Annotated in this window: 28 protein-coding genes and 1 tRNA gene; 28 read left to right on the top strand and 1 reads right to left on the bottom strand. The window is 61.2% G+C overall.

Annotated elements, in window-relative coordinates; genetic code table 11:
• The first annotated feature begins 133 nt into the window (after nucleotides 1-133).
• The 5 genes from JAB4_RS21460 (at nucleotide 134) to JAB4_RS21440 (ending at nucleotide 5,802) form a co-directional block, all read left to right on the top strand.
• A complete protein-coding gene (locus JAB4_RS21460) occupies nucleotides 134-1,360 on the top strand; it encodes an MFS transporter (RefSeq protein WP_070224126.1) in 1,227 nt (408 codons plus the stop codon).
• A 205-nt stretch (nucleotides 1,361-1,565) separates the two neighbouring features.
• Complete coding sequence (locus JAB4_RS21455) at nucleotides 1,566-2,321, top strand: SIMPL domain-containing protein (protein ID WP_070224125.1); 756 nt, start codon at nucleotides 1,566-1,568, stop codon at nucleotides 2,319-2,321.
• 124 nt (nucleotides 2,322-2,445) lie between these two features.
• Complete coding sequence (locus tag JAB4_RS21450; RefSeq protein ID WP_070224124.1) at nucleotides 2,446-3,201, top strand: SIMPL domain-containing protein; 756 nt, start codon at nucleotides 2,446-2,448, stop codon at nucleotides 3,199-3,201.
• Between the two features lie 156 nt (nucleotides 3,202-3,357).
• On the top strand, nucleotides 3,358-4,209 hold the full coding sequence (pssA, locus tag JAB4_RS21445) for a CDP-diacylglycerol--serine O-phosphatidyltransferase (protein WP_070224123.1): 852 nt from the start codon (nucleotides 3,358-3,360) through the stop codon (nucleotides 4,207-4,209).
• Nucleotides 4,210-4,257: 48 nt separating this feature from the next.
• The gene (locus JAB4_RS21440; RefSeq protein WP_070224122.1) at nucleotides 4,258-5,802 is read left to right on the top strand and encodes a 2-isopropylmalate synthase; all 1,545 of its coding nucleotides are present in this window, start codon (nucleotides 4,258-4,260) and stop codon (nucleotides 5,800-5,802) included.
• 76 nt (nucleotides 5,803-5,878) lie between these two features.
• Here the strand turns inward: JAB4_RS21440 and bamE are convergent, their stop codons facing one another.
• The gene (gene bamE, locus JAB4_RS21435; RefSeq protein WP_070224121.1) at nucleotides 5,879-6,376 is read right to left on the bottom strand and encodes an outer membrane protein assembly factor BamE; all 498 of its coding nucleotides are present in this window, start codon (nucleotides 6,374-6,376) and stop codon (nucleotides 5,879-5,881) included.
• A gap of 185 nt (nucleotides 6,377-6,561) precedes the next feature.
• Here bamE and rpsO point away from each other — a divergent pair, with 185 nt between their 5' ends.
• The 23 genes from rpsO (at nucleotide 6,562) to nuoK (ending at nucleotide 26,590) form a co-directional block, all read left to right on the top strand.
• Nucleotides 6,562-6,831 (top strand): 30S ribosomal protein S15, encoded by a 270-nt coding sequence (gene rpsO / locus JAB4_RS21430; protein ID WP_010399743.1) that lies wholly within the window; start codon nucleotides 6,562-6,564, stop codon nucleotides 6,829-6,831.
• Between the two features lie 232 nt (nucleotides 6,832-7,063).
• Nucleotides 7,064-9,181, top strand: coding sequence for a polyribonucleotide nucleotidyltransferase (gene pnp, locus JAB4_RS21425; protein WP_070224120.1), 2,118 nt, complete (start codon nucleotides 7,064-7,066; stop codon nucleotides 9,179-9,181).
• A gap of 216 nt (nucleotides 9,182-9,397) precedes the next feature.
• Entirely contained in the window at nucleotides 9,398-10,093 is a 696-nt protein-coding gene (locus tag JAB4_RS21420; RefSeq protein ID WP_070224119.1) for a hypothetical protein, read from the top strand.
• 9 nt (nucleotides 10,094-10,102) lie between these two features.
• Nucleotides 10,103-10,399 carry a hypothetical protein gene (locus tag JAB4_RS21415; protein ID WP_070224118.1) on the top strand — a complete coding sequence of 99 codons (297 nt, stop codon included), beginning with the start codon at nucleotides 10,103-10,105 and terminating at the stop codon, nucleotides 10,397-10,399.
• A 143-nt stretch (nucleotides 10,400-10,542) separates the two neighbouring features.
• On the top strand, nucleotides 10,543-12,489 hold the full coding sequence (locus JAB4_RS21410; RefSeq protein WP_070224117.1) for a methyl-accepting chemotaxis protein: 1,947 nt from the start codon (nucleotides 10,543-10,545) through the stop codon (nucleotides 12,487-12,489).
• Nucleotides 12,490-12,643: 154 nt separating this feature from the next.
• Nucleotides 12,644-12,853 (top strand): hypothetical protein, encoded by a 210-nt coding sequence (locus JAB4_RS21405; protein ID WP_070224116.1) that lies wholly within the window; start codon nucleotides 12,644-12,646, stop codon nucleotides 12,851-12,853.
• A 109-nt stretch (nucleotides 12,854-12,962) separates the two neighbouring features.
• Nucleotides 12,963-13,724: a DUF2807 domain-containing protein gene (locus JAB4_RS21400; RefSeq protein ID WP_070224115.1), complete on the top strand. Its 762-nt coding sequence runs from the start codon at nucleotides 12,963-12,965 to the stop codon at nucleotides 13,722-13,724.
• A gap of 62 nt (nucleotides 13,725-13,786) precedes the next feature.
• Complete coding sequence (locus JAB4_RS21395; protein ID WP_070224114.1) at nucleotides 13,787-14,395, top strand: tetratricopeptide repeat protein; 609 nt, start codon at nucleotides 13,787-13,789, stop codon at nucleotides 14,393-14,395.
• A 73-nt stretch (nucleotides 14,396-14,468) separates the two neighbouring features.
• Entirely contained in the window at nucleotides 14,469-15,449 is a 981-nt protein-coding gene (locus JAB4_RS21390) for an NAD(P)H-quinone oxidoreductase (protein WP_070224113.1), read from the top strand.
• Nucleotides 15,450-15,522: 73 nt separating this feature from the next.
• On the top strand, nucleotides 15,523-16,272 hold the full coding sequence (gene tpiA, locus JAB4_RS21385) for a triose-phosphate isomerase (RefSeq protein WP_071650267.1): 750 nt from the start codon (nucleotides 15,523-15,525) through the stop codon (nucleotides 16,270-16,272).
• 28 nt (nucleotides 16,273-16,300) lie between these two features.
• Nucleotides 16,301-16,705, top strand: coding sequence for a preprotein translocase subunit SecG (gene secG / locus JAB4_RS21380; RefSeq protein WP_034749996.1), 405 nt, complete (start codon nucleotides 16,301-16,303; stop codon nucleotides 16,703-16,705).
• Between the two features lie 191 nt (nucleotides 16,706-16,896).
• Nucleotides 16,897-16,981 (top strand) — tRNA-Leu (locus tag JAB4_RS21375).
• Nucleotides 16,982-17,158: 177 nt separating this feature from the next.
• Nucleotides 17,159-17,518 carry an NADH-quinone oxidoreductase subunit A gene (locus JAB4_RS21370; protein ID WP_010399734.1) on the top strand — a complete coding sequence of 120 codons (360 nt, stop codon included), beginning with the start codon at nucleotides 17,159-17,161 and terminating at the stop codon, nucleotides 17,516-17,518.
• A gap of 3 nt (nucleotides 17,519-17,521) precedes the next feature.
• Nucleotides 17,522-17,998: an NADH-quinone oxidoreductase subunit B gene (locus JAB4_RS21365; protein WP_010399733.1), complete on the top strand. Its 477-nt coding sequence runs from the start codon at nucleotides 17,522-17,524 to the stop codon at nucleotides 17,996-17,998.
• 17 nt (nucleotides 17,999-18,015) lie between these two features.
• A complete protein-coding gene (locus JAB4_RS21360; protein WP_070224111.1) occupies nucleotides 18,016-18,609 on the top strand; it encodes an NADH-quinone oxidoreductase subunit C in 594 nt (197 codons plus the stop codon).
• Nucleotides 18,609-19,862 carry an NADH-quinone oxidoreductase subunit D gene (locus JAB4_RS21355; RefSeq protein ID WP_034749992.1) on the top strand — a complete coding sequence of 418 codons (1,254 nt, stop codon included), beginning with the start codon at nucleotides 18,609-18,611 and terminating at the stop codon, nucleotides 19,860-19,862. Before JAB4_RS21360 ends, JAB4_RS21355 begins: the two co-directional genes overlap by 1 nt.
• A 12-nt stretch (nucleotides 19,863-19,874) precedes the next feature.
• Nucleotides 19,875-20,354, top strand: coding sequence for an NADH-quinone oxidoreductase subunit NuoE (gene nuoE / locus JAB4_RS21350; protein WP_035820520.1), 480 nt, complete (start codon nucleotides 19,875-19,877; stop codon nucleotides 20,352-20,354).
• Nucleotides 20,351-21,646 (top strand): NADH-quinone oxidoreductase subunit NuoF, encoded by a 1,296-nt coding sequence (gene nuoF, locus JAB4_RS21345; RefSeq protein WP_010399729.1) that lies wholly within the window; start codon nucleotides 20,351-20,353, stop codon nucleotides 21,644-21,646. Before nuoE ends, nuoF begins: the two co-directional genes overlap by 4 nt.
• Before the next feature lie 22 nt (nucleotides 21,647-21,668).
• Nucleotides 21,669-24,002, top strand: a complete 2,334-nt coding sequence (gene nuoG, locus JAB4_RS21340; RefSeq protein ID WP_070224110.1) for an NADH-quinone oxidoreductase subunit NuoG — start codon at nucleotides 21,669-21,671, stop codon at nucleotides 24,000-24,002.
• Nucleotides 24,002-25,084 carry an NADH-quinone oxidoreductase subunit NuoH gene (gene nuoH, locus JAB4_RS21335; protein WP_070224109.1) on the top strand — a complete coding sequence of 361 codons (1,083 nt, stop codon included), beginning with the start codon at nucleotides 24,002-24,004 and terminating at the stop codon, nucleotides 25,082-25,084. The genes nuoG and nuoH overlap by 1 nt, the downstream gene beginning before the upstream one ends.
• A gap of 14 nt (nucleotides 25,085-25,098) precedes the next feature.
• Entirely contained in the window at nucleotides 25,099-25,587 is a 489-nt protein-coding gene (gene nuoI, locus JAB4_RS21330; RefSeq protein ID WP_010399726.1) for an NADH-quinone oxidoreductase subunit NuoI, read from the top strand.
• Nucleotides 25,588-25,652: 65 nt separating this feature from the next.
• A complete protein-coding gene (locus tag JAB4_RS21325; protein WP_070224108.1) occupies nucleotides 25,653-26,285 on the top strand; it encodes an NADH-quinone oxidoreductase subunit J in 633 nt (210 codons plus the stop codon).
• On the top strand, nucleotides 26,282-26,590 hold the full coding sequence (gene nuoK / locus JAB4_RS21320; protein WP_010399724.1) for an NADH-quinone oxidoreductase subunit NuoK: 309 nt from the start codon (nucleotides 26,282-26,284) through the stop codon (nucleotides 26,588-26,590). Before JAB4_RS21325 ends, nuoK begins: the two co-directional genes overlap by 4 nt.
• The last annotated feature ends 14 nt before the right edge of the window (nucleotides 26,591-26,604 follow it).

Raw genomic sequence — 26,604 nt, 5'->3', positions numbered from 1 at the left:
AATCCCGCCCTTCCTTTGCAGTTTCCCATGGACTGCATCTGTTTCGGTATCTGCCGACCGCAACGCGCATCACCGCTTTTGTAGCACGCCAGGCGCTAGTTTTTTAGCCGCTTGCGCAACCAGAAAGACCTCCATGACTGACCGTATCACCGCCACGGGGCCCTCGCAGGCTGCTGTTGACTCTTCCATTCCCATCCTGGCCTTGCTGGCCCTGGCCATGACGGCGTTTCTCGCCCTCCTGTCGGAAACCTTGCCGGCCGGCTTGCTGCCGCAGATTGCCCGCGACCTGAATATTTCCGAAGTCATGACGGGCCAGCTTGTGACCGTGTACGCCATCGGTTCCATCCTGACGGCGATCCCCCTGACGGCGCTGACCAGCACCTGGCGCCGGCGCAATGTCCTGTTGCTGGCCATCATCGGCTTCCTGATCTTCAATACGGCGACGGCCCTGGCGCCCAGCTACATCGTCGCCCTGGTCGCGCGCTTCGTCACGGGCATGGCGGCCGGCCTGGCCTGGGGCTTGATGGCCGGCTACGCGCGCCGCATGGTGTCCGTCGAGCAGCAGGGCAGGGCGATGGCCATCGCCATGATCGGCACGCCGCTGGCCCTGTCGCTGGGCGTGCCGCTGGGCACCCTGATGGGTGGCGTGCTGGGCTGGCGCAGCATCTTCGGCATCATGTCCGGCCTGGCCGTGGTGCTGGTCGCGTGGGTGTTGCTGGTCGTGCCCGATTATCCGGGGCAAAAGAACGGCGAACGTCTGTCGATCCGCCAGGTGTTCATGACGCCGGGCGTGCGGCCGATTCTGGCGGTGATCGTCGCCTGGATGCTGGCGCATAACATTCTCTATACCTATATCGCGCCGTTCCTGGCGCCGTCCGGCTTGCGCCCCCGCGTCGACCTGGTGCTGCTCGTGTATGGCGTGGGCTCCTTGGCCGGCATCTGGCTGGTCAGCCAGCTGATCGACCGCTGGCTGCGCCCGCTCGTGCTGGGCTGCATCGCCGCCTTTGCCCTCGTGATGGTGGCGCTGGGGCTGGCGATGGACTCGCCCGCCGTGATCTATGTCAGCATGACGATCTGGGGCATCACCTTTGGCGGCGCCGGCACCTTGCTGCAGACGGCGTCGGCGGACGCGGCCGGCGACGGCATGGATGTGGCGCAAGCGATGGTGGCGACCATCTGGAACGTGGCCATCGCGGGCGGCGGCCTGGCGGGCGGCATGCTGCTCGACGGCTATGGCGCGGCATCGTTCCCGTGGGCCATGCTGGCCTTGCTGCTGGTGGCCTTGACCATCGCCTGGTGCGCGCACCGCCACAGTTTCAAGCCGGGCCGGCGCAGCGGCGGCGCGGTGCTGGGTCACTAACACATTGTTATTTTGAATAACAGTGTGTTGAAATGTGAGCAGATGTGACTGGCAAGCACATTTTGTGACGATTTGTTAATTTGCGCCACGGGAATGAATGAGGCGTTAGAATCTACACAGTTTGACAAGTTTCTCAGGCGAAAGGGATGGCAAAAGCGTCCCTTTCGCGGGCTGTCAGCCACATTAACTACCTAGGAGTACCCCCATGACCGTGATGAAATCCGTCCTTGTTGCCGCCGCAGCCACCGTTGCCCTGAGCGCGCAAGCCCAATCTTTGCCGACTTCCGGCACCCTGGTGGTCATACCCGCATTTGGCGAAGTCAAGCATGTCAATGACCAGGTGGTCGCTACCCTGGCCGTCGAAGAACAGGACAAGGACAAGGCTGCCGCTGCGTCGAGAGTCAACCAGAAGATGAACAAGGGTATCGCCATCGTCAAGCAGGCCGACCCGTCGGCGGCACTGAAATCGTACGGCTACTACACCTATCCCGTGTACCCGGAAGAGCGTCCATTGCCGGCTGGCGCCGTGGCCAAGCCGCGTTTGCCGACGGCCTGGCGCGTCGGCCAGTACCTGGAAGTGACGACGGCCAACCTGGCGTCCCTGCCAAAAACCGTGTCGGCGGCGCAAGGCGTGCTGACCCTGAATGGCTTGAATTTCGGCCTGAAGCCGGAAACCATCCGCTTGCTGGACGACCAGCGCATCGCCGCCACCTATAAAAACCTGAACGAGCGCGTGGCTGCCATCGCCAAGGCCATGGGCCGCAACGTCTCGGACGCCGTGCTCGATACGGTCGACTTCGAAGGTTCGGGCAACTACGCCACGGAAAGCCGTCCTGCCGCCGCGCCGATGATGATGCGCAGCGCCAAGATGGCCGAAGACAGCACCGTCGCCGAACCGAGCTTCGAGCCGGGCGAAACCACGCTCGACATGCGTGTCGTCGGCAAGGTCAAGTTCAAGTAAGCTGAAGTAAGCTGAAGTAAGCTGATCAATGAGGCGGGAAAATTTCCGCGTCAGCATGTTTTAAAAATCATGGGGCTGTTGGCCCCATGGTCGTTTTTGCCCCATTATTTTCCAGGAGAACACCATGACCGTCATGAAATCGTTGCTGGCAGCAGCCGTCGCTACCGTTGCCCTGGGCGCCCAAGCCCAGGCCTTGCCCACCTCCGGCACCCTCGTGGTGGTGCCCGCCAATGGCGAAGTGGTGCACGCGAACGACCAGGTGACCGTCACCCTGGCCATCGAAGAGCAGGACAAGGACAAGGCCGCCGCCGCCTCGCGCGTCAACCAGAAGATGAACCAGGGCGCGGCCATCGTCAAGAAAGCCGATCCGCAAGCCGTGCTGAAGACCCAGGGCTATTACACGTATGCCGTGTACCCGGAAACGGCGCCCTTGCCGCCTGGCGTCGCCGCCAAGCCAAGGGTGCCGACGGGCTGGCGCGTAGGCCAGTACCTGCAGGTGACGACGACCAACCTGGCCGCCTTGCCGAAAACCGTGTCGGCCGCGCAAGGCGTGCTGACCCTGAACCGCCTGAACTTCGGCCTGGCGCCCGCCACCGTGCGCAAGCTCGACGACCAGCGCATCGCCGCCGCCTACAAGAACCTCAACGAGCGCGTGGCCGCCATCGCCGGCGCCATGGGCCGCAACGTCAATGAGGCCGTGATCGACACCATCGATTTCGAAGGTTCGGGCAACTATGCGCAGCGCGCCAACGTGGCAGGCGCGCGCGCCATGAGCGCCGATTCCATGGGCTACGGCGGCAGCCAGGTGGCCGAACCGAGCTTTGAACCGGGCGAAACGACCCTCAACATGGGCCTGGTGGCCAAGGTCAAGTTCAAATAAGGCTAGTATTGGTGTCAATATTGCCGGCTTGACGCCGCCGCGCTTTTCTTTGGCGGCGGCTCCTCTATAATGACAACATCGGCAGGCGCATGCCCTGACAGTCATGCGCCTGCCATCTGGCACCGATTCCCCCGCAGTACATAAATATGGAACAACATGGCAAACTTCCCCCGTCGTAGAGGCAAGAACGGCACCCCCGCAGCATCCAAAGCGTCCCGCTTCAGCAAATTCGTGCGCCAGCCGGTGACCGATGGCACTGGCAAGAAAACCCTGCGCCGCCGCGGCATCTATCTGTTGCCGAACGCCTTCACGACGGCAGCCCTGTTTTGCGGCTTCTACGCCATCGTCATGGCCATGAACCAGAAATTCGAACACGCGGCCTGGGCCATCTTCATCGCCATGATCCTCGACGGCCTCGATGGCCGCATCGCGCGCCTGACGAATACGCAGAGCGAATTCGGCGCCCAGTACGACAGCCTGTCCGACATGGTGTCGTTCGGCGCCGCGCCGGCGCTGGTGATCTACGAATGGTCGCTGCGCGGCATGGGTAAACTGGGCTGGCTGGCCGCCTTCGTGTATTGCGCCGGCGCCGCCCTGCGCCTGGCCCGCTTCAACACGAACATCGCCGTGGTCGACAAGCGCTTCTTCCAGGGCTTGCCCAGCCCGGCGGCGGCGGCCATGGTGGCCGGTTTCATCCTGCTGATGAATGACCTGGAATTTGCAGGCAACCAGCTGGCCTGGGTGTCGTGGACGATCGCCCTGTTCTCGGGCCTGACCATGGTCACCAACGTGCCGTTCTACAGTTTCAAGGATGTGAATTTCCGCAAGTCCGTGCCTTTCATCGTGGTATTCCTGCTGGCATTGTTCTTCGCGCTCATTTCCATCGATCCGCCGAAAGTGCTGTTCCCGATTTTTGTCGTCTATGGCTTGTCCGGCTACGCCGTGTTTTTCTGGCGCATGGCGAAGGGCAAGCCCGTCAGCATCATCCAGACCGACCCCGAGCATTAATACGGCGAGTCGGTAGCGTCGCCAGTCTTCAGCCAGCCAGGAGCAGCCATGAACACCAGCAACCGACTCATCATTTTTGACACCACCTTGCGCGACGGCGAGCAATCGCCGGGCGCCTCGATGACGCGCGAGGAAAAGCTGCGCATCGCCAAGCAGCTCGAGCGCATGAAGGTCGACGTGATCGAAGCGGGCTTCGCCGCCGCCTCGCAGGGCGACTTCGAGTCGATACGGGCGATTGCCGGCGCCGTGCGCGAATCGACCATCTGTTCGCTGTCGCGCGCCAACGACCGCGACATCGCCCGCGCCGCCGAAGCGCTGGCGCCCGCCGAGCGCAAGCGCATCCACACGTTTATCGCCACCTCGCCCCTGCACATGCAGATGAAGCTGCGCATGACGCCCGAGGAAGTCCTGCTGCAGGCGCAGAACGCCGTGCGCTACGCGCGCCAGTTCACGGACGACATCGAATTCAGCCCCGAAGACGGCAGCCGCTCGGACGAGGATTTCCTGTGCCGCGTGCTGGAGGGCGTGATCGCCGAGGGCGCCACCACCATCAATTTCCCCGACACGGTGGGCTACGCCGTGCCTGAAATCTTCGGCAATACCATCAAGCGCTTGCGCGAACGCATACCGAATTCCGATAAAGCCATCTGGTCCGTCCATTGCCATAACGACCTGGGCCTGGCTGTGGCCAATTCGCTGGCCGGCGTCATGATCGGCGGCGCGCGGCAGATCGAATGCACGGTCAATGGCCTCGGTGAGCGGGCCGGCAACACGGCGCTGGAAGAAGTGGTGATGGCGCTGCGCACGCGCGCCGCCTATTACAACCTGACGGTGGGTATCGATACGACGCAAATCGTAGCCGCCTCGAAAATGGTGTCGCAAATTACGGGCTTTGCCGTGCAGCCGAACAAGGCCGTCGTCGGCGCGAACGCCTTTGCGCACGCGTCCGGCATCCACCAGGACGGCATTTTGAAGGCGCGCGAGACGTATGAAATCATGCGCGCCGAAGACGTGGGCTGGACGGCCAACAAGATCGTCCTCGGCAAACTGTCGGGCCGCAATGCCTTCAAGCAGCGCCTGCACGAGCTGGGCATCGCGCTCGAATCCGAGGCGGAAGTCAACGCCGCCTTCCTGCGCTTCAAGGAGCTGGCCGACCGCAAATCCGAGATTTTCGACGAAGACATCATGGCCCTCGTCAGCGAGGAGCAGCAGGCGCAGGAGAGTGAGCACTACCGTTTCATCTCCCTGGCCCAGCAGTCGACCACGGGCGCCGTGCCCCATGCGCGCGTGGAATTTCTTGTCGGCGGCGAACAGCGCAGCTGCGAGGGCAAGGGCGACGGCCCTGTCGACGCGACCGTCAACGCCATCGAAAGCGCGGCCGCCAGCGGTGCCGAACTGGTCTTGTTCTCCGTCAATGCCATCAGCACGGGCACGCAGTCGCAGGGCGAAGTGACGATGCGCCTGTCGCGCGACGGGCGCATCGTCAACGGCGTGGGTGCCGACCCCGACATCATCGTCGCGTCGGCCAAGGCGTATTTGTCGGCGCTGAATAAATTACACGCGAAAGACGAGCGCATCGACCCGCAGCCGTAAGCCGGGGTCAGACCCGCCGGGTCTGACCCCAGAATTTGCATTTGGGATAGGCGCTAGTCTTGGTGCAAGACGCTCGTCACCAGAAAAACCGCCGCTCTTCCTTGGCCGGATCGGGCCCGTTCATCATCATGCGCACGATGCCGTCGTGGTCGAAGTGCACGTGCATCATGGAATCCCACACGCCCGATTCCTTGTAGCGGTAGGACCAGACGTGGAGCTTGGGCAGCGGCAGATACGATGTTTCCGTCGGGCGGCCCAGGGTGTGCAGCACGTCTTGCTGCGTCGACACGCCTACCTTGATGCGGGCAAAGCCCGGCGTGTCGAGCACCTGTTCGTAGGAAATGAGCTTGTCGTCGGGGCCGAAGCGGGCCATATACGTGTACTGGCCGTACGGCCCCGTCGCGTATTCGAGTTCGGGCCCCGTGGGCAACTGGTAGATATTCGTCGGACGGCCGAGGCGTGCTTCCACGGCGCTGCGCGGCTCGCCCGGCTGCGGTGGCGGGACGTTCCAGCTGGCGCAGCCGGCCAGCACGGCAAACAGCAGTGGTGTTGCTAATTTGAGCATTTTTTTCATGTTGGACCTCCTGAAATGCAGGAAAATCCTATCATGCACCGAGAAAAGCCCGCACGGCAGGATACAGGCGGGCATTTTTCCGATATACTTGCGCGTCTGGTTGGAAGCCTAGGCCAGTATTTTAATAATCGTAGTTCACGGTGGATAGGGTTCAGACTCTGTGCACCGCATGTGAAAGGTTTATCATGACAGTAGAAAACATCAACAAAGCCGCTATTATCGCGGACAACGCACGTGGTCAAAACGACACCGGCTCCCCTGAAGTGCAAGTTGCACTGCTGACAGCTCGCATCAACGAACTGAACGGCCACTTCAAAGCCCACTCGAAAGATCACCACTCCCGCCGCGGCCTGATCATGATGGTCAACCGTCGTAAGAGCCTGTTGTCCTACCTGAAGGCTAAAGACGCTACCCGTTATCGCGACCTGATCGCTAAACTTGGTCTGCGCAAGTAATTTTTGCCGTACAAGGTTTATACAGAAATGCCTGCGCCAGTTCGCTGACGCGGGCATTTTGTCATTTGAATTCCGGATTTATGTCGAGAAGTACAGTATTCTCTACCGATATCATGTTTTAAAAGTAAAGTAGCAAAGGTGGTAACAAGTAAAGGCAGCATTTTTACGCCGCCTGTGGTGAGGTGAACGACAGCCCCTGAAAATCTGTCGGCAATTAGAAAAGGGATACCCCATGTTTAACAAAGTTACGAAAACCTTCCAGTACGGTCAACATCAAGTGACCCTGGAAACTGGCGAAATCGCGCGTCAGGCATCCGGCGCAGTGCTGGTGTCGATCGAAGATACCGTCGTTCTGGCAACGGTGGTGGCACGCAAAGATGCCAAGCCAGGCCAGGATTTCTTCCCTTTGACGGTTGATTATGTCGAAAAAACCTATGCTGCCGGTAAAATTCCGGGCGGTTTTTTCAAGCGCGAAGGCCGTCCTTCCGAAAAAGAAACACTGACATCGCGTCTGATCGACCGTCCTATCCGTCCGCTGTTCCCGGAAGGCTACCTGAATGAAGTGCAAGTCATCATTCACGTGTTGTCGGTCAACCCTGAAATCGATCCGGACATCGCCGCCATGATCGGCGCCTCCGCCGCCCTGTGCGTGTCGGGCGTGCCTTTCAACGGTCCTATCGGCGCCGCGCGCGTCGGTTACGCCAACGGCCAGTACATCCTGAACCCGACCGTCCAGCAACTGAAAACGTCGGAAATGGACCTGGTGGTCGCCGGTACCGAAACGGCCGTGCTGATGGTCGAATCGGAAGCGAAACAGCTGTCCGAAGAAATCATGCTGGGCGCCGTGGTCTTCGGCCACGACCAGATGAAAGTCGTCATCGACGCGATTCACGACCTGGTGCGTGACGGCGGCAAGCCGGAAGTGGAATGGGCGCCTGCGCCGAAAAACGAAGCACTGATCGCCCGCGTCGCGCATTTCGCCAACGCCAAGATCAATGATGCGTATCAAACCAAGGACAAGCAAGAGCGTACGGCCAAGCTGAAAGCAGCGACGTCGGAAGTGATCGCCGACCTGTCGGCCGAAGCGGCTGCCAACGGCGGCGCGTCGATCGACAGCGCTGAAGTGAACAACATCCTGTTCGACATCGAAGCCAAGATCGTGCGTACGCAGATCCTGGACGGCGAGCCACGCATCGACGGCCGCGACACGCGCACCGTGCGTCCGATCTCGATCCGCACCAGCGTGCTGCCACGCACCCACGGTTCGGCCCTGTTTACGCGCGGCGAAACGCAGGCGCTGGTCGTGGCAACGTTGGGCACCGCCCGCGACAGCCAGAAGATCGATGCGCTGATGGGCGAGTTCACCGATTCGTTCATGCTGCATTACAACATGCCTCCGTTCGCCACCGGCGAAACGGGCCGTGTCGGTACGCCAAAACGCCGCGAAATCGGCCACGGCCGCCTGGCCAAGCGCGCGCTGATCGCCGCCCTGCCGGCAGCCGAAGAGTTCAGCTACTCGGTGCGCCTGGTATCGGAAATCACGGAATCGAACGGTTCCTCGTCGATGGCATCGGTGTGCGGCGGCTGCCTGGCACTGATGGACGCCGGCGTGCCGATGAAAGAACACGTGGCCGGTATCGCCATGGGCCTGATCAAGGAAGGCGGCAAGTTTGCCGTGCTGTCCGACATCCTGGGCGACGAAGATCACCTGGGCGACATGGACTTCAAGGTAGCCGGTACCCGCAACGGTATCACGGCACTGCAGATGGACATCAAGATCATGGGCATCACCAAGGAAATCATGCAAGTGGCGCTGGCGCAAGCCAAGGAAGGCCGCGAGCACATCCTGGGTGAAATGCAAAAAGCCATGCCGCACGTCAAAACCGAACTGTCCGATTTCGCACCGCGTCTGATCACCATCAAGATCAACCCGGAAAAAATCCGTGACGTGATCGGCAAGGGCGGCGCCGTGATCCGCGCGCTGACCGAAGAGACGGGCACCCAGATCGACATCAGCGACGAAGGCGTGGTCACCATCGCTTCCGTTGACGCTGCCGCCGGCCAGGAAGCCAAGCGCCGCATCGAAGAACTGACGGCCTCCGTCGAAGTGGGCAAGACCTACGAAGGCACCGTGCTGAAACTGCTGGACTTCGGCGCCATTGTGCAAGTCATGCCAGGCAAGGACGGCTTGCTGCACATCTCGCAGATCGCCAACGAGCGCGTCAACGCCGTGGCCGACTACCTGAAAGAAGGCCAGCTGGTCCGCGTCAAAGTGCTGGAAACGGACGACCGCGGCCGCTTGAAGCTGTCGATGAAAGCTGCTGAAGGCAACGAAGCGCCAGCCGCTTAATTTCCTTCGGGTTCGCCTGAATGCGGCCTCGGCCGCATGCTCAACAACCGCCAGCGCGCAAGCCCTGGCGGTTTTTTTATGCGCGGCGTTTGCGCTGTATCGAAGATGTATGCCGACGCGTGCACGGGCCTTGATCCAGCGCGTATCGGCCGCTGCCGCGCCTTGTAGATTCGAAGTGGGATTTTCCCTCGAACGAGTCTTCCAAGGAGATGCAGCATGCGCACATTCTGCGGGCTGGCCGCCGCCTTTCTGCTTGCCGTTTCGCCCGGCGCCTGGGCACAGCTGGACAACGCACCCACGCCGGTGCCGCTGCCCATCCCCATCGCCGCCGCGTCTGGGGCCATGCCGGCGCAAGACCTCGACGCCTTGCGCGCCGTGCATGCGCGCGAAATCAACGACCTCAGCACCTTCAGGACGGCGGGCTTGCCGCGTGAGGCTATCGACTCCTATCTCGATAGCGGGCCAGGGCAGCATTTTTTGCGCGAACTGCGCACCGCCGATCCTGCCGCCTCGGCCGACACCCTCTATGCGCGGGCCGTCGAGCAGCTCGCGTCCGGCAGCACCTTGCCGGACCTGCAGCCCATGGCTGCCGCGCTGTTAAAAATCGTGCCGCATGGCCAGAATGTGTCGCCGTATTCGCCATATTTCACCACCAGCGCGCAGTTGCAGCTGGCATCGGGCCGCTGCGCCACCCTGGCCGACTGCTTCGGCTTGCCCTTGAAGAGCGAGGCGCCGCTGTATGATGTGTATCAGATCATGCCCAAGGGCACCGTCAACGTGTTCGTCAGCCAGGTCGCGCCGACGGAAGAGTTGGGCGGGCTGGTGCGGCGCAAGGGCGGGGCGCAGCAGTATTTGCTCCCCAACCGCAGCTTGTGGTCGGCCCCCGTGCTGATCGGCACGATCAAGAATTGAGGAGAGAAGATGGATCAGCAGCGTTTGCAAGCCCATGCCGCCGAACTGGAGCAGTTGCTGGCGCGCCTGGCGAGCGCCGACGGCGAGGTGGCCGACCTGCGCAGCGCGCTCGAGCCGCTGCTGGCCCTGGCGGGCAGCGGCGCCTTGAGCGCACCACTGCCATGGGGCGATATCCCCGGCGGGCGCTATTTTACGGAGGGCGGCTTGCGCCGGTACCCCGAGCTGGAGCAGGCGTTTGCCCGCTTCCGCATCGAAGCGACGGGCGGCGATTCGCCGGCTCTGCGCAAGCTGCGCGGCGAGATATAGTTGGTATTTTATTATCGTGTGCTTAATATAAGGTATCAATTGTTGTTTATGGGTAATCGAGAGTCGGTATTGCTTGACGACAAAATCTTATTCCCTGACCATGGCGCATCCCTCCCGATTTTCTCTTTTTTATTGGATGCACCATGTTGTCCTCCCTTAAGGCGCGGCTGATCGCCATCGCCGTTTCCATCGTCGTGCTGGCCATGCTGGCCGTCGCCATCGCCAATTTCTTCACGACGCGCGCAAGTACCCTGGCCGCGCTCGACACGCAGATGCTGCAGTTGTCGCACAGCCATGCGCAAGCCATCGCCGAATGGCTGCGTTCCAAGCAAGCCGTCGTGGGCTCGCTCAAGCAGGGCGCCACGGCGGCCGATCCCTTGCCGGCGCTGAAGGCGGCCGAGCAGGCAGGCACGTTCGACATGGCGTATATCGGCTTTGCCGACAAGCACGCCGTCTTTTCGCAGGAGCGCAAGCGCGCCGCCGACTACGATCCCACGGCACGGCCCTGGTACAAGCTGGCGTCCGAAGTGGGCGGCCCCATCATCACGGCGCCGTATATCGGCGCCAGCACGGGCAAGCTGGTGGTGACGTTTGCCGAGCCGCTGGGCGGCAAGGGCAGCGTGACGGGCGTGATGGCGGCCGATGTGATGATGGATGCTGTCGTGCAAAACGTCGCTTCGATCAAGCCGACGGCATCCAGCTACGCCTTCCTTGTCGACGGCGGCGGCAAGATCATCGCCCACCCGGACGGCAAGCTGACCCTGAAGCCGCTGGCCGAGCTCGACCCGGGCCTGAGCGCGCAGGCGCTGGCCGATATCGAAAAGAGCGGCGACGGCGCCGCCATCCGCCTGGGCGACCGTAACGGCATCTTGCATGTGAGTAAAGTGCCAGGCAGCGACTGGCTGCTGGCTACCGTGCTCGACCGGGCGGAAGCGACGCAGGCATTGACTTCCATGCTGCGCGCCTCGGTCCTGACGGCCTTGCTGGTGCTGGCCCTGGCCGCCACCGTCTTGAGCGTGCTGGTCGCGCGCGCCTTGCGCCGCCTCGGTCTGGTCCGTGATGCGATGGAAGCGATCGCCACGGGCGACGGCGACCTGACCAGCCGCCTTGACGCGGAAGGTTCGGACGAGCTGGCGCAGATCGCCAAGGCCTTTAATTTGTTCGTCGAAAAGATCGCCACCGTGCTGGTACAGATCCGCAGCATCAGCACCCTGGTGCGCAGCGAATCGGCCGATATCGCCGCCGGCAATGCCGACCTGTCCTCGCGCACGGAAGCACAGGCGGGCGCGCTGGAGGAAACAGCCAGCTCGATGGATGAGCTGACCTCGACGGTGAAACAGAATGCGGAAAACGCGCATGCGGCCAACGAACTGGCCGTGTCCGCCTCGGAAGTGGCGGCCAAGGGCGGCCGCGTGGTGCAGCAGGTGGTGGGCACCATGGCCGGCATCCAGGAAAGCTCGCGCAAGATCGTCGACATCATCGGCGTGATCGACGGCATCGCCTTCCAGACGAATATCCTGGCCCTGAACGCGGCCGTCGAGGCGGCGCGCGCGGGCGAGCAGGGCAGGGGCTTTGCCGTGGTCGCGTCCGAAGTGCGCAACCTGGCACAACGCTCCGCTGGCGCGGCGAAGGAAATCAAGGAATTGATCGGCGATTCGGTGGAGAAGGTCGATGCGGGCGGCCGCCTCGTCAATGAAGCGGGCCAGACCATGGACCAGGTGGTGGCCTCGGTGCAGCAACTGACGACCATCATGAGCGAGATCACGGTGGCCAGCCGCGAACAGAGCGCCGGCATCGGCGAGATCAATACGGCCGTCACGCACATGGACACCATGACGCAGCAGAACGCGGCCCTCGTCGAGCAAGCGGCGGCCGCCGCGGAAAGCCTGCAGGAACAGGCCGTGGACCTGGCGCAAGCCGTCGGCATGTTCCGCTTGGGCGATGCTGGCCCTGCTGCGGCATCCGCACCGGTGGCGCGCCTCAAGGCGAAACCGGCCGCGCCAGCGCCGCGCGCGCCGGCCCGTGCGCTGTCGCCGGCCAAGCCCGTCAAGGCGGCCAAGTCCGGCGCCGACGAGTGGGAAGAGTTTTAAGCTGCAAGCGCAGCGATCTGCGCGTTCATCCGCGTTTTTGTCAGGCCAGCCTGCCAAAAGCGCAGTTCGTCGCAATCGGCGTGTCTGGCGGGGGCGGTATGGCTATAGTGACACCATACCGCAAGCCCACTGCCAGACACCCGAGGAGAACAACATGAACGTCGCTAAAAACATGGAAATCATCGCCATTGCCGCCGCCATCGTGCTCGGCGCCGGCTGCTACGCCATCGCTCCGGCCGCCCCGGCCCTGCAAGTGGCCAGTTCCACGGCCACCGTGGCTGCGCCAGCAAACAAGGCTGCCATGCAAGTGGTGGTCGTCAAGGCCAGGCGCCTGAACGCGGCCGAAAAAGCCCGTTTCGCATAATTGATTGCCAGTCATTTTCCGCGCTGCTAGAGTGCAAGGCGCGATGCAATGCCGGCCGCCCGACGCGGGCGCCGCAAGACATAAAAACAAGATACCGAGGATGCACTACATGAAAAAGATACTGCAACTGGCGCTGCTGTTCCTGGCGACACTGGGCCTGGTGCGCGGCGTGGCCGCCGAGACCCGCTTGCTGGAAATGCGCAACGTCGACGCCCGCGTGGTGCGGGTCAAGCTCGATGGCGTAATGGAAGTGCGCATCCGCCAGGGCAACGTGCCTTCGCTGAGCATCACGGCCGACAAGCGCTACATCGCCGATGTCAGCACGGCGCAAAGCGGCGACACCCTGCACATCGAAACGGAAGTGCGCGGCTTCAAGCTCGGCCCTTCGTCGATCCGCGCCGACCTGGTCTTGCCGAACCTGCGCGAACTGAGCTCGGAAGGCTTCGGCAGCACCGACATCACGGGTTTCAAGGGCGAGGAACTGACCCTGTCGCTGGAAGGGGCGGGCAGCATCAAGCTGGTGGGCGACTACCGCAAGCTCAATGCCAGCCTGGGCGGCGTGGGCAGCATGCAGCTGTGGATCGGCAACAATGAGCGCGCGGAGCTGGACTTGCAGGGCGCCGGTTCCGTGGTGCTGGGCGGACGCGGACGCCTGCTGAAAGCGAGCCTGGGCGGCCTGGGCAGCCTGAACGCGCAGCAGTTCGAAGTCGATGCCGTCAACCTGGAATTGAGCGGCCTGGGTAATGCTACGGTGAATGCCCATACGAATGCCAAGCTGAACCTGAGCGGACTCGGTTCGGTGGTGGTGTACGGCAAGCCGGCCAATCGCGATGTCAGCGTCGAGGGCCTGGGCAAAGTTAGCTGGAAGTAAAAGCATCCTGCCGCAGGCCTTCTGCAGGACAAGAATAAGTTGTCAGACCACATCCCATTCCGATGAAAAAACTGATCATTACATTACTCATGCTGTTGACGATACAGCTACCCGCGCGGGCCGGCTTCGCCGAAGGCGCCAGCGCCTACAACAACAAGAATTACGCGCTGGCTTACAAAGAAATATTGCCCCTTGCTAAGACCGGCAATGCCGATGCCCAGCATTTGCTGGGTTTGATGTATTACATGGGGCGGGGCTTGCCGCAGGATTACAAGCAAGCCATGTTCTGGCACCGCAAGGCGGCCGAGCAGGGCAAGGCCGACGCCCAGTACGTGGTGGGCGCCATGTATTACACGGGCAACGCCGTGCTGCAGGACCACAAGCAGGCCGTCAGCTGGTTCCGCAAGGCGGCCGAGCAGAACCATGCCGAGGCGCAGCAGGTGCTGGGCCTGATGTACCGCTATCACATGGGCGGCGTGCAGCAGGACAATGTCATCGCCTACATGCTGTGGAACCTGGCGGCCGCGAATGGCAACGCGAATGCGGCCGACCAGCGCGCCGCCGTGGTGCGCAAGATGACGCATGAGCAGGTCGAGGAAGGGCAGGCCCTGTCGGCCCAATGGAAGCCGGGCACGCCCTTGCCGCGCCAGTCGAAAACGGGCGGTGGCTGAGAGGCTATGTAGCGGCCTGCAAGGGTGGATGGCTTGGCGTACAATCGCCGTTTTCCCTTGAAAGAGTCCCGCCATGCGTGCAGTTGCCATCAGCCAGCCAGGTCCCGCCGACGTTTTGCAGATCGCCGAACGTCCCACGCCGCAATATAAGGCGGGCGAACTGTTGATCAAGGTGCATGCGGCCGGCATCAACCGCCCCGACGTGCTGCAGCGCCTGGGCAAGTATGCGCCGCCTGCGGGCGCCTCGGACTTGCCTGGCCTGGAAGTGGCGGGCGAAGTCGTCGATGGCGATTTCAGCAACACGGCATTCAAGAAGGGCGACCTCGTCTGTGCGCTGGTGCAGGGCGGCGGCTATGCCGAATACTGCGCCGCACCCGCCGGCCAGTGCCTGCCCTTGCCGAAAGGCTTGACGGCGCTGGAAGGCGCGTCCCTGCCGGAAAACTTCTTTACCGTCTGGAGCAATGTGTTCGACCGCTGCGCGCTGGCCGATGGCGAAACGTTATTGGTGCAGGGCGGCACGTCCGGCATCGGCGTGACGGCCATTCAATTGGCGGCCGCGCTCGGCCACCGCGTGTTCGCCACGGCGGGCAGCGACGAGAAAGCGCGCGCCTGCGAGGCGCTGGGCGCCGAACGCGGTATCAATTACCGCACGGAGGATTTCGTTGCCGTCGTCAAGGAATTGACCGATGGCAAAGGTGTCGACGTCATCCTCGACATGGTGGGCGGCGACTACCTGCCGCGTGAAATCGATTGCCTGGCCGACGATGGCCGCATCGGCCTGATCGCCGTGCAGGGCGGCACCAAGGCGGAACTGGACCTGGGCGCCTTGCTGCGCCGCCGCCTGACAGTGACAGGTTCCACCTTGCGCCCCCGTTCCGTCGCCTTCAAGGCGGCCATCGCGCACCACCTGCGCACGACCGTCTGGCCGCTGATCGAGGCGGGCAAGATCAAGCCCGTGATCTATCAAACTTTCCCGTTGGAAAAGGCCAACGAGGCGCATGCCTTGATGGAAGCGAGCACGCACGTGGGCAAGATCATGTTGCAAGTTGCCTGAAACGGGGCACTGCCTGTTTGACCGGCATCGGTGCCGGAGTTAGAATGACGGGTTATTAAGAATTTAGGCTACTATGCGTCGCAAACTCGTCGTCGGAAATTGGAAAATGAACGGCAGTCGCACCTCGAACGCGGTGTTATTGTCTGAAATAGTGGCTGGCCTGGCTGCTTCTGGCGCCGCCAGCGCCGTCTGTGTGCCTGCGCCGTATCTGGCGCAGTGCCAGGCGCAATTGGCAGGCACGGCGCTGGGCTGGGGCGCGCAGGATGTGTCCGCGCACGCCAGCGGCGCCTACACGGGCGAAATCTCGGCCGCCATGCTGCAGGATTTCGGCTGCGGCTATGTGGTGATCGGGCATTCCGAGCGCCGCGCCTACCATGGTGAGAGCGATGCGCAGGTGGCGGCCAAGACGGTTGCCGCGCTGGCGGCAGGCATCACGCCTATCGTCTGCATCGGCGAGACCCTGGCGCAGCGCGAAGCGGGCCAGACCGACGCGGTCGTGACGCAGCAGCTGGGTGCCGTGCTGGCGGCCATTTCCGCCGACGACGTGGCGAAGCTGGTGCTGGCCTACGAGCCGGTCTGGGCCATCGGCACGGGCAAGACGGCCACGCCGCAGATGGCGCAGGACGTGCATCAGGTATTGCGCGCCCAGCTGGCAGAAAAGAATGCGGTAGCGGCCGCCGGCGTGCAGATCCTGTACGGCGGCAGCATGAAGCCGGAGAACGCAAAAGAATTGATGGCGATGCCGGATATCGATGGCGGTCTGATCGGTGGAGCAGCATTGAAGGCGGCGGATTTCCTGGCGATTATTCACGCCGCCGATTGAATTAATTTAAACTGAGAATGGAATTGCAATGAACATGATGTTCAATCTGGTAGTGGTAGTACAGGTTATTTCGGCATTGTCGATTATCGCGCTGGTGTTGCTGCAGCACGGCAAGGGCGCCGACATGGGTGCCGCCTTCGGTTCGGGCGCCTCGGGCAGCCTGTTCGGTGCGACGGGTTCGTCGAACTTCATGTCGAAATCGACGGGCGTTGCCGCCGCGATCTTCTTCGGCGCCACGCTGGCCCTGTCGCTGATGGCCAATCAGCGCGCCACCACGGTGGGCGGCGGCGTGATGGACAAAGTCGTCAAGCCAGTGCCGGTCACCGGCGCGGGCGCGATCCCGACGACGGTGCCTGCGGCAGCTCCGGCGGCCAGTGCTCCGGCAGCGGCCGCACCGGTTGCCAGCACCCCGGCAGGCGCGATTCCGAAGTAATTCTGTAGCAACTCGATACCTCATCGAGAGTAATTCTCATTACGGGCAGATTATTGCTCAATGTTTCAGCAGTGCGGCAGGAAAAAATCGTGACGCGCTGGAAGATGTAAAAATTTATCGTTTTTATCTGTGTTTTGATGCATTTGTGCATTAACTTTAGCGGCAAAGCAGAGTAGAATACGGGCCTTACCGCCGACGTGGTGAAATTGGTAGACACGCTATCTTGAGGGGGTAGTGGCGCAAGCTGTACGAGTTCGAGTCTCGTCGTCGGCACCAGAAATCAGAAGCCAGCAACGGCGCACGAGCCATGGCTCGTACAAAGTTGCTGGCTTTTTTTACGAGGATGTGTCGTTCGATCCTGGTCTTAGCTTTGATTGGGGTCGTGCGTTAGATACGCTGCAAATGATCGCAGCGTCCTCATTTAACCGATCGTTCAATATAAGCTTATCAATCGTGAACCTCGAAAATTACTTCCCCGTCCTGCTGTTCATTATTATCGGCCTCGGTGTCGGTATCGCTCCCCAGCTCCTGGGGCGCCTGTTAGGTCCTAACAAGCCTGACGCAGCAAAACTCTCCCCGTACGAATGTGGTTTTGAAGCATTCGAAGACGCGCGCATGAAATTCGATGTGCGCTACTATCTGGTCGCAATCCTGTTTATTTTGTTCGATCTGGAAACGGCATTCTTTTTCCCATGGGGCGTTGCAATGCGCGACCTGGGCTGGGCCGGTTTCGTCACGATGATGGTGTTCATCGCTGAATTCGTGGTCGGATTTTGGTACATTTGGAAGAAAGGTGCCCTTGACTGGGAATAAGCCATGGCTATTGAAGGCGTATTAAGCGAAGGTTTCATCACCACCTCGGCCGACAAGCTGATCAACTGGGCGCGCACCGGGTCTATGTTCCCGATGACGTTCGGTCTGGCCTGCTGTGCGGTCGAAATGATGCATGTGGGCGCAGCCCGCTACGATATGGACCGTTTCGGCGTCGTGTTTCGTCCGTCGCCGCGTCAGTCCGACGTCATGATCGTTGCCGGCACCCTGTGCAACAAGATGGCGCCGGCCCTGCGCAAGGTCTACGACCAGATGGCAGAGCCACGCTGGGTCATCTCGATGGGTTCCTGCGCCAATGGCGGCGGGTACTACCATTACTCCTATTCCGTGGTGCGCGGTTGCGACCGCATCGTGCCCGTCGACGTGTATGTGCCTGGCTGTCCGCCGACCGCTGAAGCCTTGTTGTACGGCATCATGCAGTTGCAGAACAAGATCAAGCGTACCAGCACGATCGCACGCTAACCGGGCCGCTTCAGATTATGACAACACATTTAGAAGTATTGCAAAACGCCCTCGGCACTGCCCTGGGCGATCGCGTTAGCACGACGGTTGCGCTGGGCGAAGTCACCTTGCAGGTCAAGGCCGAGGACTACCTGGCCGTGATGCAGACCTTGCGCGATGATCCGAGCCTGCATTTCGAGCAATTGCTCGACCTGTGCGGCGTCGACTACTCGACCTATGGCGACGGCAGCTGGGACGGCCTGCGTTTCGCGGCCGTTTCGCACTTGCTGTCGGTCAAGCACAACTGGCGCGTGCGCGTGCGCGTGTTCGCGCCCGACGACGACATGCCGCTGCTGCCTTCCGTGGTCGGTATCTGGCGCGCCGTCAACTGGTACGAGCGCGAAGCATTCGACCTGCTGGGCATCCTCTTCGAAGGCCACAACGACTTGCGCCGCCTGCTGACCGACTACGGTTTCATCGGCCATCCGTTCCGCAAGGATTTCCCCGTCTCCGGCTATGTCGAGATGCGTTACGATCCGGAACAAAAGCGCGTGATTTACCAGCCCGTGACGATCGAGCCGCGGGAAAACGTGCCGCGCGTGATCCGCGAAGAACATTACGGGATGAAATAATGGCTGAGATTAAGAACTACACCCTGAACTTTGGGCCACAGCATCCGGCCGCGCACGGTGTGCTGCGCCTGGTGCTGGAGATGGATGGCGAAGTCATCCAGCGCGCCGACCCGCATATCGGCCTGCTGCACCGCGCCACCGAAAAGCTGGCCGAACAGAAGACCTATCTGCAATCCGTGCCGTACATGGACCGTCTCGACTATGTGTCGATGATGTGCAATGAACATGCGTACGTGATGGCCATCGAAAAGATGCTGGGTCTGGAAGTGCCGCTGCGCGCGCAATACATCCGCGTCATGTTCGACGAGATGACGCGCATCCTGAATCACCTGATGTGGCTCGGCACCCACGCGCTGGACGTCGGCGCCATGGGCCCGTTCCTGTATTGCTTCCGCGACCGCGAAGACTTGTTCGACGCCTACGAGGCAGTCTCGGGCGCGCGCATGCACGCGGCCTACTACCGCCCGGGCGGCGTGTACCGCGACCTGCCGGACGCGATGCCGCAGCACAAGGCGTCGATCATCCGCAACGCCAAGGCCATCGGCAAGCTCAACGAAAACCGCCAGGGTTCGCTGCTGGACTTCATCGAAGACTTCGCGCGCCGCTTCCCGAACTCGGTGGACGAGTACGAAACCCTGCTGACCGACAACCGTATCTGGAAACAGCGTACCGTCGGCATCGGCGTGGTCTCGCCGGAAGATGCGCTGGCCATGGGCTTTACGGGCGCCATGCTGCGCGGCTCGGGCGTGCAGTGGGACTTGCGCAAGAAACAGCCGTACGAAGTGTACGACCTGATGGATTTCGACATTCCTATCGGCACCAACGGCGATTGCTACGACCGCTACCTGGTCCGCGTGGAAGAGCTGCGCCAGTCGAACCGCATCATCAAGCAATGCGTGGAGTGGCTGCGCAACAATGAAGGTCCTGTCATGACCAGCAACCGCAAGGTGGCGCCTCCGGGCCGCGTCGACATGAAGACCAACATGGAATCGCTGATTCACCACTTCAAGCTGTTCACGGAAGGTTTCCACGTGCCGCCGGGCGAGGCCTACAGCGCCGTGGAGCATCCGAAGGGCGAGTTCGGCGTGTACCTGGTGTCCGATGGCGCCAACAAGCCGTACCGCATGAAACTGCGCGCGCCAGACTACGCCCACTTGCAGTCGCTCGACGAGATGGCGCGTGGGCACATGCTTGCCGACGCCGTGACCATCATCGGGACGCAAGATATCGTGTTCGGCAGTATTGACCGCTAAGAGGCAAAAAGTATGTTGTTATCAGAGCAATGCTATAAGAAAATTGACCGCGAGCTGGCCAAGTACCCGGCCGACCAGCGTCAGTCGGCCGTCATGGCCGCGCTGGCCCATGCCCAGGATGAACTGGGCTGGCTGGCACCGGAAACCATGAAGGAACTGGCCGATTACATCGGCATGCCGGCGATTGCCGTGCAGGAAGTGGCCACGTTCTACAATATGTACAACGTGAAACCCGTGGGCAAGCACAAGATCACCGTGTGCACCAACCTGCCATGCGCCCTGTCGGGCGGCGTGCGCGCTGCAGAGTACCTGAAGCAGAAACTCGGTATCGATTTCCGCGAAACCACCGCAGATGGCCAGTTCACCCTGGTTGAGGGCGAGTGCATGGGTGCTTGCGGCGATGCGCCGGTCTTGCTGGTCAGTAATAAAACCATGTGCAGCTGGATGTCGAACGAGAAAATCGACGCCATGCTGGAGGAACTCAAGAAATGACGTCACTTCACAACCGCCATATCGATCCATTGATCCTGAAGGATCTGGATGGCAAGAACTGGCATTTGCAAGATTATGTGAACCGCGGCGGCTATTCGGCCCTGCGGCGTATCTTGGAAGAGAAAATCACGCCGGAACAGATCATCGCCGACCTCAAGGCCTCGTCCTTGCGCGGCCGTGGCGGCGCGGGTTTTCCTACCGGCTTGAAGTGGAGCTTCATGCCGCGCCAGTTCCCGGGTCAGAAATACCTCGTCTGCAATACAGATGAAGGCGAACCGGGCACTTTCAAGGACCGCGACATCATTCGTTACAATCCCCATGCCCTGATCGAAGGCATGGCCATTGGCGCTTATGCGATGGGCATCACCGTCGGTTATAACTATATCCACGGTGAAATCTTCCAGGAATACCTGCGTTTCGAAGAAGCGCTGGAAGAGGCGCGCGCCGCCGGTTTCCTGGGCGACAAGATCATGGGCAGCGAGTTCTCGTTCCAGTTGCATGCGCACCATGGTTATGGCGCCTACATCTGCGGCGAAGAAACGGCCCTGCTCGAATCGCTGGAAGGCAAGAAAGGCCAGCCGCGCTTCAAGCCGCCTTTCCCCGCCTCGTTCGGCCTGTACGGCAAGCCGACAACGATCAACAACACGGAAACCTTCGCGGCCGTGCCTTTCGTGCTGAACATCGGTCCAGAGAAATACCTGGCGATGGGCAAGCCGAACAACGGCGGTTCGAAGATCTTCTCGATCTCGGGCGACGTGGAAAAACCGGGCAACTACGAAGTGCCGCTCGGCACCCCGTTTGCGACCCTGCTGGAACTGGCAGGCGGCATGCGCGGTGGCAAAAAGATCAAGGCCGTGATTCCTGGCGGCTCGTCCGCGCCGGTGATCCGCGGCGACATCATGATGCAGACCGACCTGGACTATGACTCGATCGCGAAAGCCGGTTCGATGTTGGGTTCGGGCGCCGTCATCGTGATGGACGAAACACGCTGCATGGTAAAGGCGCTGGAACGCCTGTCCTACTTCTACTTTGAAGAATCGTGCGGCCAGTGTACGCCTTGCCGTGAAGGCACAGGCTGGATGTACCGCATGGTGCACCGCATCGAGCAGGGGCAGGGTCGTCCAGACGACCTGGACATGCTCAACTCGATCGCCGACAACATCCAGGGCCGCACCATTTGCGCGCTGGGCGATGCGGCTGCCATGCCGGTACGGGCCTTCATTAAGAATTTCCGTGAAGAATTTGAATATCATATCGAGCACAAGCATTGCTTAGTGCCCGCATATATCTAAGCTGCGTCAGGTAACGATCACCATGGTTGAAATCGAAATAGACGGCAAAAAAGTCGAAGTCCCTGCTGGTAGCATGGTGATGGACGCCGCCAACAAATTGGGAACCTACATTCCGCACTTCTGCTATCACAAGAAATTGTCGATCGCAGCGAACTGCCGCATGTGCCTGGTCGAAGTGGAAAAGGCGCCCAAGCCTTTGCCCGCTTGTGCGACCCCGGTCAGTGCCGGCATGATCGTGCGCTCCGCCAGCGATAAAGCTGTGCAGGCGCAAAAGTCGGTCATGGAATTCTTGCTGATTAACCACCCGCTCGATTGCCCTATCTGCGATCAGGGCGGCGAATGCCAGTTGCAAGACTTGGCCGTCGGTTACGGCAAGAGCGAATCGCGCTACAAGGAAGACAAGCGCGTCGTCACGCCGAAGGAAGCCGGTCCGCTGGTCTCCATGCAAGAGATGTCGCGCTGCATCCAGTGCACCCGCTGCGTACGCTTTGGCCAGGAAGTGGCCGGCGTGATGGAGCTGGGCATGATCGGCCGCGGCGAACACTCGGAAATCGTGTCGTTTGTCGGCCAGACGGTCGACTCCGAACTGTCGGGCAATATGATCGACCTGTGCCCGGTCGGCGCACTGACCTCGAAGCCGTTCCGCTACAGCGCCCGTACGTGGGAACTGTCGCGCCGCAAATCGGTCAGCCCGCATGACGGCCTCGGCTCGAACCTGATCGTGCAAGTGAAAGCTGGCAAGGTCAAGCGCGTACTGCCGCTGGAAAACGAAGCCGTCAACGAGTGCTGGATCTCGGACAAGGACCGTTTCTCGTACGAAGCGCTGGACAGCGCCGAGCGCCTGACGTCCCCGATGCTGAAACAAGGCAACGAGTGGAAAGAAGTCGATTGGCAGACCGCGCTGGAATACGTGGCGCACGGTTTGAAAAATATCAAACACGAGCATGGCGCTGACGCCATCGCCGCGCTGGCCACCCCGCATTCGACCGTCGAAGAGCTGGTCCTGCTGCAAAAAGTCGCCCACGGCCTCGGTTCCGAGAACGTCGACTTCCGCCTGCGCCAGACCGACTTCGCGCTCGACGCCAGCGTGAAGCCATGGCTGGGCATGCCGATCAACGAATTTGGCCAGATCAAGCGCGCCTTCGTCATCGGCTCGTTCCTGCGCAAGGATCACCCATTGCTGGCCACGCGTTTGCGCGCGTCCGTCAAGGGCGGCGCCAAGCTGTCGATCCTGCACGCCTCCGACGATGATCAGCTGATCACCATCGCCAACAAGATGATCGTCGCGCCAAGCGATTGGCTGGCGGCCTTGTCGGAAGTGGTCGTCGCTGTTGCTAAAGCGAAAGAAATCGCCGCGCCAGCCGGTTTTGAAGCGGTTGTTGCTTCGGACGTGGCCGTCGCCATCGCTGCCAGCCTGATGGCCGGCGACCATGGCGCCGTGCTGCTGGGTAACGCGGCAACGCAACACCCGCAAGCGTCGCAATTGCATGCTGCCGCGCAATGGATCGCCGAACAGACGGGCGCCAAGCTCGGTTACCTGACGGAAGCGGCCAACACGGTAGGCGCGTACCTGGTCGCCAAGCCCCGCGCCAATGTGCAAGCTGCCTTTGCCGTGCCGAAAAAAGCCTACGTGCTGCTGCACGCCGAGCCGGAACTCGATGCCGCCAATCCGCAGGCGGCCCGCGCCGCCCTGGATGGCGCCGACATGGTCGTGGCGATGTCGGCCTTCAAGCACGGCATGGATTACGCCGATGTCTTGCTGCCGATCGCTCCGTTCGCTGAAACCTCGGGCACCTTCGTCAACTGCGAAGGCCGCGCGCAAAGCTTCAACGGCACCGTGAAACCGCTGGCGGAAACCCGTCCAGCCTGGAAAGTGCTGCGCGTCCTGGGCAACATCCTGGGCCTGGCCGGTTTCGACTACGACACCTCCGAAGCGATCCGCGACGAAGCGTTCGGCGCTGGCGTGACCGATCTGTCGGCACAGCTGAACAATATCGCCAAGAACGTACCGGAAGCGGCAAGCTACGCACCGGCATCGCCTGCGCTGCAACGCATCGCCGACGTGCCGATCTACTTCGCCGACGCGCTGGTCCGCCGCTCCGAACCGCTGCTGCGCACGGTCGACGGCGCCGTGCCGCAAGCCCATCTGTCGCCAGCATTGGCCGAGAAGCTGGGCATCAAGGCGGGCGACAAGGTCAAAGTGGCGCAAGGCTCCGGCAGCGCCATCCTGGTGGCGGCACTTCATGCCGGCCTGCCAGCCAATGTGGTCAAAGTGTCGGCGGCGCATGCCTCGACGGCCAGCCTGGGCGGCATGTTCGGTGACATCACAGTTGAAACAGCAGAGGGGAAAATCTGATGGCTCTGCCTGAATTTGTAAACGTCATCAACAGCAGCGGCCAGGATCTGCTGGGCGGCTCGTGGCCGTTCTTCTGGACCCTGATCAAGATCCTGTGCGTGCTGTTGCCGCTGATGGGCCTGGTTGCCTACCTGACCTTGTGGGAACGCAAGCTGATCGGCTGGATCCAGATCCGCGTGGGCCCGAACCGCGTGGGTCCGCTGGGCTTGCTACAGCCGATCGCCGATGCGCTGAAACTCTTGTTCAAAGAGATCATCATCCCGTCCAAGGCCGCCAAAGGCCTGTTCGTGATCGGCCCGATCATGACCATCATGCCTGCCCTGGCCGCCTGGTCGGTCGTGCCGTTCGGTCCGCAAGCCGTGCTGGCCAACGTCAACGCCGGCCTGCTGATGCTGCTGGCGATTACCTCGATGGAAGTCTACGGCATCATCATCGCCGGCTGGGCTTCGAACTCGAAGTACTCGTTCATGGGCGCCATGCGCGCTTCGGCACAGATGATTTCGTATGAAATCCCGATGGGCTTCGTGATGGTCATCGTGCTGATGGTCTCGGGCAGCCTGAACTTCATCGACATCGTCGGCGGCCAGCAGATCGGCTTCTTCGCCGACAAGGGCGTCAATTTCATGTCGTGGAACTGGCTGCCGCTGCTGCCGATGTTCGTCATCTACCTGGTGTCGGGTCTGGCTGAAGCCAACCGTCACCCGTTCGACGTCGTCGAAGGCGAGTCGGAAATCGTCGCCGGCCACATGGTCGAGTACTCGGGCATGGCCTACGCCATGTTCATGCTGGCCGAATACGCCAACATGATCCTGATCGGCGCTTTGGCTTCGATCATGTTCCTCGGTGGCTGGTCCGCACCATTTGCTTTCCTTGAGTTCTGGGGTGGTTTCGGCGGCTTCTTCTGGCTGTTCGCCAAGACCTTCTTCATCGTGTCGGTGTTCATCTGGGTACGCGGTACTTTCCCACGCTACCGTTATGACCAGATCATGCGCCTCGGCTGGAAAGTGTTTATCCCGTTGACGCTGGTCTACCTGGTCTTCGTCGCTGCCTGGATGCAGACATCCTGGAATATTTGGAAGTAAGAGAGTGCATACGAATGGATAAGGTAAAAGATTTCTTCAGCAGCCTCTTGTTAGGCGAGCTGATCAAGGGCATGGCGCTGACAGGCAAGTACATGTTTTCGCGCAAGATCACGGTGCAATTCCCGGAAGAGAAGACACCGATCTCGCCGCGTTTCCGTGGCTTGCACGCGCTGCGCCGCTACCCGAACGGCGAGGAACGTTGCATCGCCTGCAAACTGTGCGAAGCGGTTTGCCCGGCGATGGCCATCACGATCGAATCGGAACAGCGTGACGACGGTTCGCGCCGTACCACGCGTTACGATATCGACTTGACCAAGTGCATCTTCTGCGGTTTCTGCGAAGAGTCCTGCCCGGTCGATTCGATCGTCGAGACGCAAATCCTGGAATACCACGGCGAGAAACGCGGGGATTTGTATTACACGAAAGAGATGTTGCTGGCCGTAGGTGATCGTTATGAAAATGACATCGCCGCTGCGCGCGCCGCCGACGCACCTTATCGCTGATGGATGCGCCGTAGCCCCAGGCTACGGCGCGCCCCTCGTTCATCTGTACGTCTATTGGGTTTTTTATGGACTTTAAAACAATTTTGTTTTACGCCTTCGCGCTGATCTTGATTCTGGCAGCGACGCGCGTCATCACGGCCCGTAATCCGGTCCACGCAGTACTGTTCCTGGTACTGTCCTTCTTCTCGGCAGCGGGCATCTGGATGCTGCTGCAAGCTGAATTCCTGGCCATCGTGCTGGTGTTGGTGTATGTCGGCGCCGTGATGGTGCTGTTCCTGTTCGTGGTCATGATGCTCGATATCAATATCGACCGCATGCGCGAAGGCTTCTGGGGCTATCTGCCATTGTCGGTGACGGTGGGCGTGATCATCGTGCTGGAAATGGCCGCCGTCCTGTGGCACGGTTTCCGCAACTTTGCGCCTAGCGTCGCACCGGTGAACGTCAACCTGGGCGGCACCAAGGAACTGGGCCTGCTGATCTACACGAAATACGTGTTCGCCTTCGAGATCGCCGCCGTCGTGCTGCTGGTGGCCATCGTTGCCGCGGTCGCACTGACCCTGCGCAAACGCAAGGACACCAAGCATTTTGCTCCAGGCGATGCCGTGCGCGTCAAGCGCAACGACCGCCTGAAGATCATCAAGATGGACGCGGTCGTCGAGCGTCCTGCGGCTGAGCCGGAAGTTAAGGAGGCACCATGACATTATCGCTCACACATTTTCTGGTCCTGGGCGCGATCCTGTTCGCAATCTCGATCGTCGGTATTTTCCTGAACCGCAAGAACATCATCGTATTGCTGATGGCAATCGAATTGATGCTGCTGGCGGTGAATATGAATTTCATCGCGTTCTCCCATTTCATGGGCGACGCGGCCGGTCAGATCTTCGTTTTCTTCATCCTGACGGTTGCCGCCGCTGAGTCGGCTATCGGTCTGGCTATTCTGGTGGTGATGTTCCGTAATCTGGATACCATCAACGTCGAAGACCTGGACAGCCTCAAAGGCTGATGTTTTTCAGACTC

The sequence above is a fragment of the Janthinobacterium sp. HH102 genome (genome assembly GCF_001758625.2).
GTDB lineage: Bacteria > Pseudomonadota > Gammaproteobacteria > Burkholderiales > Burkholderiaceae_D > Janthinobacterium.
This window is presented reverse-complemented; position numbering and strand designations above follow the sequence as displayed.